The 14,856-nt window shown below is 42.5% G+C and carries 11 protein-coding genes; 4 read left to right on the top strand and 7 right to left on the bottom strand.

Annotated elements, in window-relative coordinates; all coding sequences use genetic code 11:
* The first annotated feature begins 151 nt into the window (after nucleotides 1-151).
* Both RSJ42_RS00550 and RSJ42_RS00545 read left to right on the top strand, forming a co-directional pair.
* Nucleotides 152-643 carry a hypothetical protein gene (locus RSJ42_RS00550; RefSeq protein ID WP_410508805.1) on the top strand — a complete coding sequence of 164 codons (492 nt, stop codon included), beginning with the start codon at nucleotides 152-154 and terminating at the stop codon, nucleotides 641-643.
* 22 nt (nucleotides 644-665) lie between these two features.
* The gene (locus RSJ42_RS00545; RefSeq protein ID WP_011033854.1) at nucleotides 666-1,004 is read left to right on the top strand and encodes a DUF3467 domain-containing protein; all 339 of its coding nucleotides are present in this window, start codon (nucleotides 666-668) and stop codon (nucleotides 1,002-1,004) included.
* An 82-nt stretch (nucleotides 1,005-1,086) separates the two neighbouring features.
* Here the strand turns inward: RSJ42_RS00545 and RSJ42_RS00540 are convergent, their stop codons facing one another.
* The 3 genes from RSJ42_RS00540 to RSJ42_RS00530 all read right to left on the bottom strand — a co-directional run bounded on the left by RSJ42_RS00540 (nucleotide 1,087) and on the right by RSJ42_RS00530 (nucleotide 5,659).
* Nucleotides 1,087-1,338, bottom strand: a complete 252-nt coding sequence (locus RSJ42_RS00540; RefSeq protein ID WP_410510274.1) for a nucleotidyltransferase family protein — start codon at nucleotides 1,336-1,338, stop codon at nucleotides 1,087-1,089.
* A 214-nt stretch (nucleotides 1,339-1,552) separates the two neighbouring features.
* Complete coding sequence (locus RSJ42_RS00535; protein WP_410508804.1) at nucleotides 1,553-2,464, bottom strand: hypothetical protein; 912 nt, start codon at nucleotides 2,462-2,464, stop codon at nucleotides 1,553-1,555.
* 300 nt (nucleotides 2,465-2,764) lie between these two features.
* Entirely contained in the window at nucleotides 2,765-5,659 is a 2,895-nt protein-coding gene (locus tag RSJ42_RS00530) for a DEAD/DEAH box helicase (RefSeq protein ID WP_410508803.1), read from the bottom strand.
* Between the two features lie 171 nt (nucleotides 5,660-5,830).
* Here RSJ42_RS00530 and RSJ42_RS00525 point away from each other — a divergent pair, with 171 nt between their 5' ends.
* Nucleotides 5,831-5,959, top strand: coding sequence for a hypothetical protein (locus RSJ42_RS00525; protein WP_410508802.1), 129 nt, complete (start codon nucleotides 5,831-5,833; stop codon nucleotides 5,957-5,959).
* A 77-nt stretch (nucleotides 5,960-6,036) separates the two neighbouring features.
* Here RSJ42_RS00525 and lysS read toward each other — a convergent pair whose 3' ends face one another.
* The 3 genes from lysS to RSJ42_RS00510 form a co-directional block, all read right to left on the bottom strand.
* Complete coding sequence (gene lysS / locus RSJ42_RS00520; protein ID WP_410508801.1) at nucleotides 6,037-7,569, bottom strand: lysine--tRNA ligase; 1,533 nt, start codon at nucleotides 7,567-7,569, stop codon at nucleotides 6,037-6,039.
* Between the two features lie 598 nt (nucleotides 7,570-8,167).
* Nucleotides 8,168-11,548: a PAS domain S-box protein gene (locus tag RSJ42_RS00515; RefSeq protein ID WP_410508800.1), complete on the bottom strand. Its 3,381-nt coding sequence runs from the start codon at nucleotides 11,546-11,548 to the stop codon at nucleotides 8,168-8,170.
* 491 nt (nucleotides 11,549-12,039) lie between these two features.
* On the bottom strand, nucleotides 12,040-12,897 hold the full coding sequence (locus tag RSJ42_RS00510) for a metallophosphoesterase (protein ID WP_410508799.1): 858 nt from the start codon (nucleotides 12,895-12,897) through the stop codon (nucleotides 12,040-12,042).
* 365 nt (nucleotides 12,898-13,262) lie between these two features.
* On the opposite strand from RSJ42_RS00510, the gene RSJ42_RS00505 reads away from it, so the two are divergent.
* Complete coding sequence (locus RSJ42_RS00505; RefSeq protein ID WP_410508798.1) at nucleotides 13,263-13,766, top strand: GNAT family N-acetyltransferase; 504 nt, start codon at nucleotides 13,263-13,265, stop codon at nucleotides 13,764-13,766.
* Nucleotides 13,767-13,924: 158 nt separating this feature from the next.
* On the opposite strand, the gene RSJ42_RS00500 is transcribed toward RSJ42_RS00505, so the two are convergent.
* On the bottom strand, nucleotides 13,925-14,842 hold the full coding sequence (locus RSJ42_RS00500; RefSeq protein WP_410508797.1) for a S16 family serine protease: 918 nt from the start codon (nucleotides 14,840-14,842) through the stop codon (nucleotides 13,925-13,927).
* Between the last annotated feature and the right edge of the window lie 14 nt (nucleotides 14,843-14,856).

Below are 14,856 nucleotides of genomic sequence, written 5' to 3'. Positions count from 1 at the left end.
TACTTGTAAGAAGGCTTCCATTAATATTAAATTATTAATAACTTTCTGCACAGTTATTAATTGTTAATCAGGAGATAAATTATTAATTGAGACCTTTCTAGTAATACGAAAGGATAATATAAAATTTTAACTGTAATTGGAGGAAAAGCGGATGTCACTTGTAGACTTCCTGGGGGCCACATCTGAAATAAAAATTATAGATTTCCTGGCCGAAAATATGGACATGGCCTACAACCAGACAGAAATTAGTGAGTGCCTTGGGATTTCCCGTACCGTTGTAAATCAGAAAATCCCAGTATTAATATACAACAATATTATAGAAGTAAAAGAGTGTAAGGGAAATACAAAAAAGTATGGACTAAAAGAAAACAGTCTGGTAAACAAAATAATTGCCACAATCTATGACCACAGTTTCAGAATGGCAGAATATGAAGGAGATGAAGAAGAAGTGCTCTCCGAAATTTCTGACAAACACCAAGCATCACCTGAAGAAAAATGTGATTGCTATTGCGGAGAACCACGCTATATTGAGTTTTACGAGACGCCAGGATACCAGCTTGACTGGTTCCAAGAAAGAATGGAAAAGGCAGAAAACTACAAACCAAAATGGGAAAAGATGCAGACGGTGTTTGCCTCGGCGTGAGAATTTTTTTGAGGGATAATTCATGGCAGCAGAACAGGATAAAGAGCAAGACAGCAAACCAGAAGAGGCCGAAGAAAAGAAAAAAGTCGCTGTATATAGAACTCCACTTTTTACTAAATTATATGCAACAAACCTGAGGGTTTCTCCAACAGATGTAGATATCAGGATTGAGTTTTTCAATGAGAAGGTTAAAACCGAAGAAGGAATAGTATTCTATAGTGACGGCGTGGCAATGTTAACTCCAGAAGCTGCGAAAAAGTTGTACTTAGAGTTAAAGAATGCCATAGAGAAGTATGAAACAGAAAAAGGAGAAATACAGATAAAAGGAGAAAGGCAAGATTGTGAGTTTAATGATGAATAATCCTTTTCTTTAATGTAATCTCCTTTTTTACAATTTTCGTAGTTTGCTGCCACATAGGTAAAGAATCCTCTTAATTTTATACCTAGAGGACTTTTGCTTCTTTTTTAATTCCATCAATAAGGTATGGACTTATTGAATCTTCAGTAAGCAAATCGACTTTTAACCCTAGAAACTCTGACAATCCCCTCTCAATCCTTACAAGGGTTAACAGACCTTTAGTTTCGGAAAACTCCACAAGAATATCAATATCGCTTTCCGGCTTTTCTTCTCCTCTTGCATAAGAACCAAAAACGGCTACCTTTGTCGCTCCTTCTTTTTCAAGGAAAGAAGAGATTTTATCAAATAACTCTTTGTGCCGGGAAGCGTTCTCAATGTTAGCATATTTTGTTTGTGATCATTTAAAGGTATGCTGGAGTGAAATTAAGGTAAAAGAGGAAGAAAATAGAATTGGTGAAGGAGAGATTTTCGGAATGAGATAACTTTTTTATTCAATTTCCGCCCCAGCCATCACCCATAAATCTATTCACTTTTCATGTTATAATTGAAAATTACCACTCGATATAAGCTCGACCACCTGCTGAAGCTCCATTTAGATCACAAAAGCCAGTGGAACTTCCACATCTCGGACAACGTCTCCCATTTTGATGCAACATTCCACTTACGATGAAAACTTTTCCGCAAATCGGGCATTTGAATGATGCATTATTCCCGCACCAATCTTCATCTAAACCAAGATCATTTTGATCAAGTATTTTCTTCCCTGAATAGTTGCTATTAAGAGCATACAATATTTGGTCATATGTTGAATTTTTCGCTTCTTCATATCCTCGATTAAATTTTTCAATTTCTTGAGGGGTATTGAGCATCCAATAAAAATAATAATGATTCCCTTGTCTATCGATCATCTGGAGTATATCATTGCTATTAACTGCATTAGAGATTATATTGTCAGGAAGATTTTCTGGCAGTATCCGACATTGGCCCGGTTGAATTTTTGGACTTCCAGATTCATTGTCCAAAAAAGCAGTAACATATGCTTGCCCATAAATTGGGTTTTTCTGCAGACCATCTATCTCAATTTTTTCCTGCCATTTGAAAGACCCATAAGCAATTGAAGTTGTGAGCATGAAATCATGTCTGAGCATTTTTAAATTAATCTCCTTAACTGCGGATAACAAAGACCTTAAACAGCGCCTTTTATTTTCAACGGCAGAACCACCATCATCTCTAACAAATAAAACCCCACAGTCAGAAACAAAAATACCTTCCACACCGTCATTATTCGTGCTTTTAATTACTTCATATCCGTATTGATAAAACTTATTTAAAGATTCCAAAGCTTTATCCTTTTTCATTAGTTCTTTAAAACCAGAGATATCAACAAAAGCTACAAAAGTTTCCCCATTAATATTTACATATTCGCATACAAGATCATACCTTAAAATTTTTCTAATAAACAAGATAATGGAAAAAGTCACATATAATACCTGTAATTCGAAGGTGGATTTTCAATTTCCGATGCCCTAGGTCCAAAAATTTGTTATGAAAGAAGAGGCAACTACAGAATAAATAATTTTTTGAATTATGAATATTAATTTACCAAACTTTAAAGTGCGTGATTTTTGGATTTGGAATAATCAATCGCTCTTACGACTAAGGAATAGCCCCAACCTCTTATTAACAAGGAATAAAACTGATCTTAGGATGAGCTCATAGAAAAACTATTAATTTTCTATATTTAATTTAAGCCGACTCATCTTTCATTCCCAGAACTTCTTCGTCTTCACGTAATTCCTCTCCGCAACCAGAATATCCCTGTAAAACGCTTCCTCATCCACCCTCATTTTCTCAATAACCCTTGATGCCGTTTCAGGTCCTATTCCCCTGCTGGCAAGCGCAATAACCGCCTTTTTCCCCTGCGCACGGACTATGCTTGCGTTCCTGTAAACTCTCTGTATCCGCTTCTTTTCTTCGGGAGAAACTTTAGCATCTTTACCCTGCTTAGCCTGTTTTTTGACAAGATTGATTTCCTCTTCTTCCCAGGGCTTGAGGGCTGCAACCATCTGAGACTCACAGACCGGGCAGATAATTTCTTCAGGCACGTTTTTCACCTGGCGGTGGGAAGTCCATTTCTTGCAGTTCGTGCAGAACAGGATAATTTTGTCGTTCATTATTCGTTCCTTGAGGGCAAGGACGATTGAACGGTCGGCTTTCTCCGGGGCTATGAGGTCTCTTTTCATGGCAAAGCCGGCTGAGCCGATCGGAGTCGGACCGGAGATCTCGACAGAAATTTCACCGGCTGCAAGTCTCATCAGGACTTCTTTTGCCCTTGGGACGTCAAGCATATCGTGGAAAATCTCGCGGACCACCTCGTCATACATTGAAGAGCCTTCGTAGATTTCAAGCAGCTTTTTCATGCTGATCCTGTCGTAGTCTATGTCCCGAGAGAGTGCACCGAACTTTCGGGCTACGTGGACCATTTTCCATTTCATGAGGGTTGTGTTTTTCAGGGTCATTTCGATAATTAGCTCAACATGTTCCGGGCGCAGGGAAAGAAGCATATCCCGGATCTGGACAGGTCCAACCCTGCGCGGGAGAGTCAACCTGATCCTGTATGGGTCCACTTCCTGGGCTACACTGCTCCCAAAGCGGGCTGAAAGAAGAGAGGTAAGAACCCTTGCCAGCGTCCCGTTGGTGTTGTGGCCAAAACAGGCGTTCAGGGTCACTGCGTCCCCTTCGTCTTCGATCACTATCGTGCTGGCATCCGGAAGGGGGAAATTTCCTTCAACATGGTCCCGCAGGATGCGGATAACTTCAAGAACGGCTGCTTTTGCCACAGGGTATTTCCTCTGAAGCTTTTCCGCAACCTCATCATCGTCAAGCCCTTCCCGAATCAGGGCTGCGGTTTCGGCTCGAAGCGTTCCAACATCCTGGGCCACCTCAAAGGGAACCGGAATTTCTTCTCCTGACCAGCTCGGGACTTCTCCCATGCCTTCGACCGGCTCGACCTTGATCCTGTCCTTCGCTGGCTCGCGTTCGCGGTCAGGCATCTCAATAACGCGCCACATATCCCCTTTCGTAATAAAAACGGCTCCGGGTTCGGCAAAGTTTACTACGAAAGCTTCGTCCAGAACCCCGATAGATCTTCCGCTCACGATATCGTAAATTTCGTACTTTTTTTCGTCCGGAATCATGGAGAGATTGTCGTAATAGTATTCCCGGCTTTTTTTGCGCCTTTTAAGCAGGTTTGATTCTTTGTCCTTCCAGACGAGTTTATAGTCCCCTATCTGATCGACCACCCTCTGGAGTTCTTCGATCCGCAGGTCCTTGAACGTGTAAGTCCGCCTGAGGACCCTGAAGATCCTGTCCATCCCGATCTCCCCGAAGTCCATAACCATGCCTGCGATCTGGTTTGCCACGACATCAAGGGAATTTATGTGCGGAGAAATCGCTTCAACCCTGCCTTCGAGGGCGGCTTTTGTAATTGCCATGCTCTCTGCGGTATCGTCAGCTTCCATTGTAAGGATCGTGCCCCTTGAGATCTCATGAAGCCTGTGGCCTGCCCTTCCCACTCTCTGGAGAAGCCTTGAGACCTGGCGGGGAGATCCGTACTGGACAACACGGTCAACATTTCCGATATCGATTCCGAGTTCCATTGATGAAGTGCAGATAAGACCCCTGAGGGCTCCTGCCTTGAACTCCTCTTCAGCTTCAACGCGGGCTTCAAAGGAAAGGGAGCCGTGGTGGACTCCGATAGAAGCCCCAAGTTTCCGGAAACCTGCTGCAAGAGCCTCTGCACTCTGCCTCGTGTTTACAAAAATAAGGGTAGACTGGCTTTCATTAACTATTTTTCTGATGCAGGCGAGATGAGAAGCAAATTCAGGCTCACAACCAACCGTCCTTGCAATCTCCATGACTTCTTTTTCCCGCTCTGTCTCTCCTGCTGCGCCTGATGCGGAAAGGTGAGGGCTGACAACATCAAATTCAAGCAATTTCAGAAGGGCAACTTCGATAACCGTAAAATCCCTTTTTGCTCCTGCCAGAAACTTTGCAATCTCCCAGGGGTTCCCGACTGTTGCGGAAAGTCCTATTCTCTGGAACTCTCCTGAGATCTCAACAAGCCGCTCAAGCCCGACAGCAAGCTGGGCTCCGCGTTTCGAGCCTGCAAGCTCATGGATTTCATCGACCACAACATGCGTTACGGTCTCAAGGTTCTGCCGCAGGCGAGAGCCTGTAAACATTGCTTGTAAAGTTTCAGGAGTAGTAATTAACACATCAGGCGGGTTTCTGGACTGCCGCTGCCTTTCACTTTGAGGAGTGTCACCGTGCCTGACCTGGACTTTAACATCAAGCATCCGCCCGAGATTCTCAATGCGGGAGAGCATATCCCGGTTAAGTGCACGCAGGGGTGTGATATAAAGTGCGGAAATGCCTCTACGCGCTTCAGGTTTCTTTTTAAGGATGCTGTGGAAAACCGGAAGCACCGCGGATTCTGTCTTGCCTGATCCTGTAGGAGCTATCAAAAGGGTATGTTTGCCGTCCATTATGTGAGGAAATGCCCTTTCCTGCGGCTCTGTGGGTTTTGTAAACCCCAGAGTATTCAAAGCCCCCTGGATTTTCGGGTGAAAAGTGTTGAAGATGTTGTTGAATGACATTTTTCCTGGAAATGATTTCAGTATAGATAGAGTATAGATAGCAATATTTTGTTAATACGCACCGGTATAAATACCAGTGTGCAGGATGCGAACCACCCACCGAAGTTAATTTTTTATTTCCTCTTACTGACGCAGACGGGCTTGACCGGCGAGCAACACCGCAGATAGAAAATGAAAAAAATCCTTCACGACCGCAAGAATAAAAAAGAGGGGGATTTTCCCCCCGATAAGCCTGCCCACCAGGGGATAAGCCCGGATCTGCAAAACAAAATTTTATCCGAAGACAATTATTCCCTTTAAGACGATTATTCCCTTTAAGACGATTATTCCCTTTAAGACGATTATTCCCTTTAAGACGATTATTCCCTTTAAGACGATTATTCCCTTTTCATCTGCGGGAAAAGAATTACTTCTTTAATGGATTCGAGGCCAGAAAGGATCATTGTGAGGCGGTCAATTCCAAGCCCCATGCCTCCGGTTGGCGGCAGGCCGTACCCGAGCGCGTTTATGAAGTCATAATCTACGGTCTGGGCTTCAAGGTCTCCGAGTTTTCTTTTCTTATCCTGGTCCTCAAACCTCTTTTCCTGTTCAAGCGGGTCATTCAATTCGGAGTATCCGTTTGCCAGTTCCCAGCCGTTAAGGAAAAGCTCAAAGCGCTCGACAAAACCTGCTTTTTCCCTGTGGCTTTTAGCCAGCGGGGAGTTTTCTACAGGAAAATCATATATGAAAGTCGGGTCTATCAGCTTATCTTCCACAAGGCCTTCGAAAAGCAGGGCAAGGAACTCTCCGTGGCTCTTTGCCTTTTCATAGTCTTCGATCCTGTTTTCGATTGCGATTTTCTTAAGTTCTTCAAGAGAATGGGAAAAGACATCAAGCCCGGCATACTCCTTTAAGGCATCCTCCATGGAAATCCTCTTCCAGGGGGACCGGAGGTTAATAGTGTTTTCTCCCATTTTGACTTCGTAGCTGCCTGTCAGCTTGAATACGAGTTCAGAAATCAGGGATTCGGTTAAGTCCATCATGTCATTATAGTCCCTGTAAGCCTCGTAAACCTCAATCATTGTGAACTCAGGGTTGTGGGTTGTGTCTATGTCTTCATTCCTGAAGTTTTTGCAGATTTCAAAAACCTTTTCATATCCGCCGACAACAAGCCTCTTGAGGTAAAGTTCGGGAGCAATTCTGAGGAAGAGGTTCTGCCCGAGACAGTTGTGAAAAGTGGTAAATGGTCTTGCATTTGCTCCGCCATACACTGTCTGAAGTATAGGGGTCTCAAACTCGAGAAACTCCCTGTCAGTAAGGAACCTTCTGATCTCAGAGACGAGCTTGCTCCTCATAACGAAAATTTCTCTCTTTTCGGAGTTGACTATAAGGTCAAGATATCTCTTTCTGTACCTTGTTTCAACATCTTTTAGCCCGTGGAATTTCTCAGGAAGGGCGCAGAGGGATTTTGAGAGCAGGGAGAATTCGGAGACGCTGATTGAGTTTTCTCCCCTTTTTGTCCTGAAAAGGCTGCCCTGAATACCCACGATATCTCCGGAGTCTACAAGGTTTTTAAAAGTCTCGAATTCTTCATCCGGAAGGTTTCCTTTCCTGACAAGGATCTGAATTCTGCCTGCCTGGTCACCAAGGTCGGCAAATATCATCTTTCCGTGCTTGCGGATATTGTAAAGCCTGCCAGCTGTTCTAACGACCAGGCCTTCATTTTTTTCAAAGTCCTCAAATTTTTCAAGGATCTTGCAGATATCTACGTTCTTTTCGAACCTGTATGGATATGGGTTAAGCCCCTGACTTATAACACCGTTTAATTTCGCAAGTTTTGAGTCGTCAAAAGCCCTGGAGCCGGATAGACTGGCGTCTTCAGGCAGGGGCATATTTTCAGATAAGTCCGTGTTGTTAATTTCCATAGTCATTAAATCAGTACATCCTTTTCGGGTGATACGAATAATCAATTAAAGATACAATAAATAAACTGTAAATCAAGCATAGGGGATCAGTGCTAGATTATTAGACAATTATAAATTGATCGATAGTAAATCAATAAACCGGCAACAGGTAATAGTTAACCATAAGTGAGTTAATAATAAATAAGTCAGTCAAAGCCCGGAGCAGGAAGGGATCTTAAGCAGCCTGCCCGGCTGTGGATTTTAATTTCATTTCTGCTGCAGAAAACTGCAGGTCTGAATTATCAAGAATAATAACTTCTATTAGCCTGATTCCTGACATTTATTTTTTTCCATTACACCCATGCATCTTATATAAACATTGAGAAAAGAGTATACAGCAATAAAAACAGTGTTGTTTTAGTATTGTTTCGGTACTGTTTTAGTATTGTTTCAGTGCTGTTTCGGTATTGTTTCAGTACTGTTTTAGTATTGTTTTATAGTATTATTGTGTATTGCTTTCAGTACTTCTTTCTTAAGAACAATTTTCACAGGCTTTGCTGTAGAAATGCATTATGTTGTGAATATCCGTATAAATTCATTGGGTTAATTCATATAGGGTTTATTGTCACTGCATCAGCTTAAAAGAGATCCTGAACTCAGTCCCATGATTACGATTAAGCTCAATGTTTCCATCCAGCTGCTCAACGAGGATATTTACCAGCTTCAGTCCCAGTGATTCGATATTCTCCGGGTCCATGTCTTTAGAAATTCCTTTTCCGTCATCCGAGACCGTCAGAATGAAAAGGAATTCCCGCTTTTGAGTGCATTTTTCCTCCCTGCAGAGCTTTATTCGAATTTCTCCCGCTTTTTCGGGAAATGCATGTTTGAGGGAATTGGATACGAGCTCGTTGACGATTATCCCTAACGGGACTGCAATATCCATATCAAAGAAGATGTTTTCTTCAAGGTCCATGTTTAAGATGATATCAGCATTTCCAAGCCTGTATGTCTGGAAAAGGTTCTCAGCGAGTTCCTTAATATACGGAGAAAAGTTCAGTGTGTCAAACCCGCCACCGTTGTACAGTTCTTTATGAATAAGAGCCATGGATATTACTCTGTCCTGGCTTTCCCTGAAAGCTTCAAGAACTTCCGAGTCTTTAATATCCTCTCTATCATTGAACTTTTCAGCCTGGAGATCGAGCAGGGAGGAAATTACCTGGAGGTTATTCTTAATTCTATGGTGGATTTCTTTTTTACGAGCAGTCTCAATACTATTAAGAGCTTCTTCGGCTTCTTTCCGCTTGGTGATATCGGTTAGCATACTCATAGCGCCTGCGTACTCGCCTTCTTTGTCAAAGAGAGGTTTAGCATTTAGAAACGCCCAGAGCGAAGACCCATCCTTTCGTATTAATTTCAATTCGTAGCTCTCACTTATTCCTTGCCTCCTCTTTTCCAGATTCCGCCTGACAACAGGTCTGTAATCTTTACTGATGAAACCCCATATTGGTTTGCCAATAACTTCTTCCAGAGGATACCCCAGCATGTCCGTTATTTTCGGGTTAACATAAGTAATTACGGCTTTACTGTCAGTTATGAGTATGACCTCATTTGCCGTCTCTACAATGTTGCGGTACTTTTCCTCACTTTCGCGAAGTTTTTCTTCTACTCTTTTTCTTTCGGTTATGTCCCTGGAGATAAACGAGATAGCAGTCAGTTTGCCATAGCTATCAAAAACCGGGGAAAGAGTTATTGAAACATGTATTATCTTGCCGTCCTTTCTTAATCTTGAAGTCTCATAGTGATGGATCTTTTTCCCCTGTTTAATAAGCTCACTTAATTGTTTTGTTTCTTCATGCAAATGGGGCGGAGCCAGGATGGAGGTATGCTTCCCGATAACCTCTTCCGCCGAATAACCGTAAACCTGTTCTGCTTCTTTATTGCAGCTTATAATAATGTCATCAAGGGAAATAATTCCTATAGCATCGTTTGATGATTCCACAATATTCGCTAAGAGTTGAATTTTCTCTTCTGATTTCTTACGCTCGGTGATGTCCTGAACCGTACCTTTAACTTTAACAGGGATATTTTTCTTATCCATAACGTGTTCCGATTTCATGTGGACTGTGCGTTCTTCCCCATTAGCCAGGACAATTCTGAAATCAATGCCAAATGGTTTTTCTATGACGGCTTTTTTAATGGCATCACAATAATGGTCCCGATCATCGGGATGTATGTAGCTTAAATATTCATTGTAAGAAGGTGCTGCTTTTTTGAGATCCAGCCCGAATATACGATACATTTCCTCAGACCAGTACGCTTTATCAGTCTCTATATCCCATTCCCAGTTGCCTATGTGAGCCATTTTTTGAGCTTCAGCAAGGCCTTCCTGGCTTTCTTTCAATGAGTTGTAAGCTTTTTCAAGCTGGGCGGACCGTTCTTTAATTTTGTCTTCTAAATTATCGTATGCGTCTTTCAGAGCCCTTTCCGCTTTTTTGCGCTCGGTAATATCCTTTGCAATCTCGAAGCGCACATCCCGGCCGTCCGGCCATTTGATGATCCGGTCCATGATCATGAGACACCTATTCAGAATGGGGTTGTAATACTCCCAGTGGTAGGGCCTGTCTCTCTCCTTTAAAATAATCGGGCTGGTGCAGAAATCACATGGAGAATCCCTCCGCTGGAACTCACGGTAGCAAATCCCTCCCACAGGTTCACTGCCAAGCTTTTCCTTCACCGCCTTATTCACATATAGCACCTCGAAGGTATACGGATCAGTCACATACACCATATCATCGATGCCATCGAAAATGGAAAGGAGCTGCGACCTCTCGAAATCAAGAGTCTCTTCAGTCCGTTTGCGCTCTGTGATATCAGTGAACATGCCAATAGAGCCTGTGAACTTTCCACCCCTGTCAAATAATGATTTGGTATTTACAAGCGTCCATAAAGGCGAACCATCTTTACATATAAACTTAAATTCATGAGTTTCATCAATGCCGTGCTCCTTCTTTTTCCTCTTCAGCCTGGCAGTAGCAGCATTTTTTTCATCGGTGAAGTCCCATGCGGATCTGCCAATCATTTCATCCTGAGTATAGCCCAGCATCTCCGTCATTTTTTTGTTCACATAAACAGTCCTGTATTCAGCATCAATTATCCATATGCCTTCATTTGCTGTCTCCACAACATTGCGGTATTTCTCCTCACTCTCCCTCAGTGAATTAACCAGTGCATTGCATTCTGCCAGCGACCGGGACAGCCTGATATTGCTGCAGCTTAACTGTGAGATCATGTGTGCAAGTTTCGTTAAGAATGTCATACCTGCATCAACCGTTTCTCTGCTTAACCTCGGAACTTTATCAAGCGCAGCTATGTATTCCTCTTCGTTAAAGCCGTATTTTTCTGCACGGGATCGGAAAAATTCATAATCGATAGGCTCATCTTCAAAAAAGAACTGGCCTGAGAATATATTGCCGACATGCTGGTCTCCTACCATAATAGGGGTCGCTATGTCCCACATATTGTTCCTGCACCTGTACAGTTTAAACTCTCCGGGAAGGGCGCCCGCGGATAGCATGGTATCGCTTTCTACACAGTGCTTGCAGGTCTCAGGGTGGGCTCTGTGGAATCTGGTACATATATCCTGCCATCCGACACTGACCAGAACATTTCCTTTAAGGTCGACCAGAGCCAGGGTTATGTGACCAAACCTGTAGAAATCATCCATCAGAGACTGGACCGCCTGAACATCAATAATATCAACAAGATCCAGACTCCCTACCTCCCCGGAAGACGAAACGATAATGTCAAGCTTGGACAGGACATGTTTATCAGCCCCATGCAACTCCTGTTCTGCCCTCTTACACCCGGTAATGTTGTGAGTGATATGTAAAACTCCAGACAGTGCACCATTGTTATCAAGCTGTAAGCCTGCTTTTTTTTGCACCCATCTAAGCTTGCTGTCCGTGATAATACGGGGCTCCAGATCTTTCCAATTCCCCTGCCACATTTCCCCAACCCTCTAATTAGTATAAAGCAAATGAATCAAACATTATAAGTGAGTATAATTAGCACGTTATTTTTCATAGATTCATTACAACGTTATTATTTCATAGATTCATTACTACGTTATTTTTCATAAATTCTTTAATTTTCGCACTCCGGTTTTCTCAAAGCGACTGAAAAATTAATGACAGTAATAATTTAGTGAGTAATATATCATTAGTTTCATAAAGACATTTTGATTTGCTAATAAATATTTTCTTAAATAGATTTTAAAAGAAAAGTCAGGGCAGAAAATTGAAGAAAGCGCTTATGAGCAGAAACTTAAAAGTAAGAAAGAGAAAGCGAAAGTAAGAAAGAGAAAGCGGTATAATATCTGGAAACTCAAATTCTTTGTATAAAAGAAAGTCCAGAAGTTACTTTATAATAAGTGCTCTTTATAAAAAGCACTCATTATAAAAAACTCATTATATAAAGCAAAATTCCCTGCCTGCTGGCTCAAGCTGGTTTCTCAGAGTTTTTGCGCCTTCTGCCCTTTATCCTGCTTCTAGCCTTTGTATGCTCCAGTTTGCGGATATTCTTTATCAACCCCAGTCTTGTCCCGTCCAGAAGATAAACCTCTGCATTCTCAAGCTCTATCCCGCCGGACGAGAAAACCGGTCCAAGAAGGTCTTCCTTTGCGGACTCATTGAAAGGAACGCCGCCGCAGAGTTCGTTAAAAGCAGGCACAATAAAGACTTCAGGGTCAGCCCAGTCATTTCCATTTTCAAAATCGAGGTTTCCAAAGCGTTCTTTCAGAGCCTCTGCTTTGAATTTAGTCCTTATCCATGCAGGTTCGACCATAGAATACCCAAAGGCATCTGTAAAACGGACTGTTGGGTGGTTATGAGCAGTAATAACGCTGGACGCAGCCAGCAGTTCAGGGGCAGGCCAGGTATGTCCGTGGAAGTATCCGATCCCGTCAAGGACGGCGCCTCTTGCGGAATGAACCTTTATATCCTTCTGCCCGCTGAAGAGAAATTCGATTCCTCCGTCATGGTTCCCGGGAAAGATATCCACATGCACGTGTTTTGCAAGCGTTTCAAGAAAACGTGGAATCTCGTCTTTTTCCTGCCAGGAAACCTGAGGGACATTATGCTTTACGTCCCCAAGCAATACTATCCGGTCAGGAGAAACTGCTTCTATATATCCCAGAATCCGGTCAAGCCTGTCTTTCATCCGGCTGGGCAGATTAATTCCGCTCCTGTAGAGATCCCATTCGATCCCAAGGTGAATATCCGCAATAACCAGAGTGGTTTCCGTGTTCGTAGCTTTAAGTGCAGGTTCTTCAAGAATAGGTATAATTTCTGGTGGCATGAGTAATCAGCAAAAAGGTTGTACTTAGCATCTGTAGAGTGTCAGGGTAGTATCAGTGTAGTAATTTCGGTATAATTCCAGATAGTTCCGGAGTTCGGATACAGAATATGTACGTCATCTTATATAAATAAAATTGATGTTATAAAAACACAAGAGGGCTGAAAACTCTGGTAGAAAAAGACTTAAAAAGGTAGAAAAAGACTTAAAAAAGTTTAAGTTTTTGTGGGATAATAGAAGTGAGACTACTAAAACTTTGTTCTTTAAACTGATATGCTGTGGGGAGATAAATGTCCGAAGAAAAAAAAGAGACAAAATAACCAAAGAAAGGAAGAAGAGAAAATGACCAGAGAAGGGGAGAAGAGAAAATGATCAGAGTAAGGGAGGAGAGAATACTCGAAAAAATAGAAATGAGGACAGCAAAACCTGAAGATATCAAAGAACTTAAAACATTAATATACGAGACAATTGATGTATGCTATTCAGGCGCTTACTCCTGCGAAGCTATTGATTATTTCAAAGAGTATAACAATACGGAAAGTATCCTTAATGACATACTCAAAGGGCATCTCCTGATCCTTACCTGCGGAGAAGAGATAATAGGGACAGGGACCCTTCTGGGTTCAAATATAAGAAGAATTTTCGTAAAGCCGGAATATCAGAGTATGGGCCTCGGCAAGAGGATTATGCACGAACTTGAAAAGGAAGCTCTTGGAGAAAAAATCAGGAAAATGGACCTTCATGCTTCGCTTACAGCCCATTCATTCTATAAGGACCTGGGATACCAGGTACAGTCAGAAGAGGTCGTACAGGTAAAAAATGGGCAAAATTTAAGGTATTACATAATGGTGAAAAATCTGGAGATTAGCTAAAGAAGGATTATGATAAGAAATTTGGAAAAGGATGTTTTCAGGAATAAAGAATTATGCAGAATAAAAATAGAGATAAAAAAGGACTCAGGACTTAAGCCCTGCAAGTCCCGATTTCAGTCCCAATAATTTCAGTCCCAATATAAAGATACTTTGCTGCTTCACATCCCATACCTGAGCACATCATCAATCGTGTCCACGTACTCGATATCGATACCCACCTCTTCTTCAATATATTCTTCAGCATCTACCACTTCAGGAACCCTCTCAGCAATAGTAATCCCTCCAATTCTTCTCTCCTGGAGACTGTAAATTACAAGTTCACTGTTTTCTCTGGGCAGAAGGAAGAGAGTTTTTCCGCCTGCTTCTGCGGCTTCGGCTTTTTCAAAGACCCCGCCTATAGCGCCAACATTGCCTTCGTTATCTATGGTGCCTGTGAGAGTTATGCTGTTATTAAGTTCTGTCCCATTGATAGCGGCAATGGTAAGGAGGGTCATAAGAGCTCCGGCACTCGAACCATCAACACCGGGAATTTCCTCATCCGCAGTAATACTGAAGATAACATCGCTGCCTGAGAGAGAAACTCCGGTCTCCTGCTGGGCGACAAAAACAGCAGTGTTTGCTGCATCCTGGAAAATTACACCCATAAGAGGCGTTGTCTGGACAAGCACCCTGCCTTTGCCGGGCCTGGTCTCGACTGAAATATTGAGCAGGGCTCCCTCTTCGGAAACTACCTCCCGTACAAAAGGACCTGACCTTTCCAGTTCAACATTCTGGAACACAGCAGGAGCCTGAAGAATGGCATAGCCTTCCAGACCTGCAGGACAGGCTTGAAGGTTGTTTTCCAGCTCATAAACTCTCTCACGGTAGAAGTCCAGTTGAGAAGCATAAGACTCAAGAGATTTATTGTTTTGAGCTACCTGAGTTTCGAGTATTTCGTTTTCCTTTTCAAGGGAATTTATCTGTGCCTGCATTTCCTGTACCTGCTCCCCCTCGACCGGTGTCTGCTCGAATAGGAGAAGATAAGCATTCGCAGTAAGCGAAAGTACAAGGATAAAGGCGAGAAGTTTGGATTTCATATAATTAATTATTT

It is taken from the genome of Methanosarcina hadiensis, from assembly GCF_046529725.1.
Taxonomy (GTDB): Archaea; Halobacteriota; Methanosarcinia; order Methanosarcinales; family Methanosarcinaceae; genus Methanosarcina; species Methanosarcina hadiensis.
This window is presented reverse-complemented; position numbering and strand designations above follow the sequence as displayed.

Bases quoted from the DNA above. Each gene is read 5' to 3' on its own strand.
- RSJ42_RS00550 (WP_410508805.1), top strand. From the start codon at position 152: ATGTCACTTGTAGACTTCCTGGGGGCCACATCTGAAATAAAAATTATA.
- RSJ42_RS00545 (WP_011033854.1), top strand. From the start codon at position 666: ATGGCAGCAGAACAGGATAAAGAGCAAGACAGCAAACCAGAAGAGGCC.
- RSJ42_RS00530 (WP_410508803.1), bottom strand. From the start codon at position 5,659: ATGTCATTCAACAACATCTTCAACACTTTTCACCCGAAAATCCAGGGG.
- RSJ42_RS00525 (WP_410508802.1), top strand. From the start codon at position 5,831: ATGAAAAAAATCCTTCACGACCGCAAGAATAAAAAAGAGGGGGATTTT.
- lysS (WP_410508801.1), bottom strand. From the start codon at position 7,569: ATGACTATGGAAATTAACAACACGGACTTATCTGAAAATATGCCCCTG.
- RSJ42_RS00515 (WP_410508800.1), bottom strand. From the start codon at position 11,548: ATGTGGCAGGGGAATTGGAAAGATCTGGAGCCCCGTATTATCACGGAC.
- RSJ42_RS00510 (WP_410508799.1), bottom strand. From the start codon at position 12,897: ATGCCACCAGAAATTATACCTATTCTTGAAGAACCTGCACTTAAAGCT.
- RSJ42_RS00505 (WP_410508798.1), top strand. From the start codon at position 13,263: ATGATCAGAGTAAGGGAGGAGAGAATACTCGAAAAAATAGAAATGAGG.
- RSJ42_RS00500 (WP_410508797.1), bottom strand. From the start codon at position 14,842: ATGAAATCCAAACTTCTCGCCTTTATCCTTGTACTTTCGCTTACTGCG.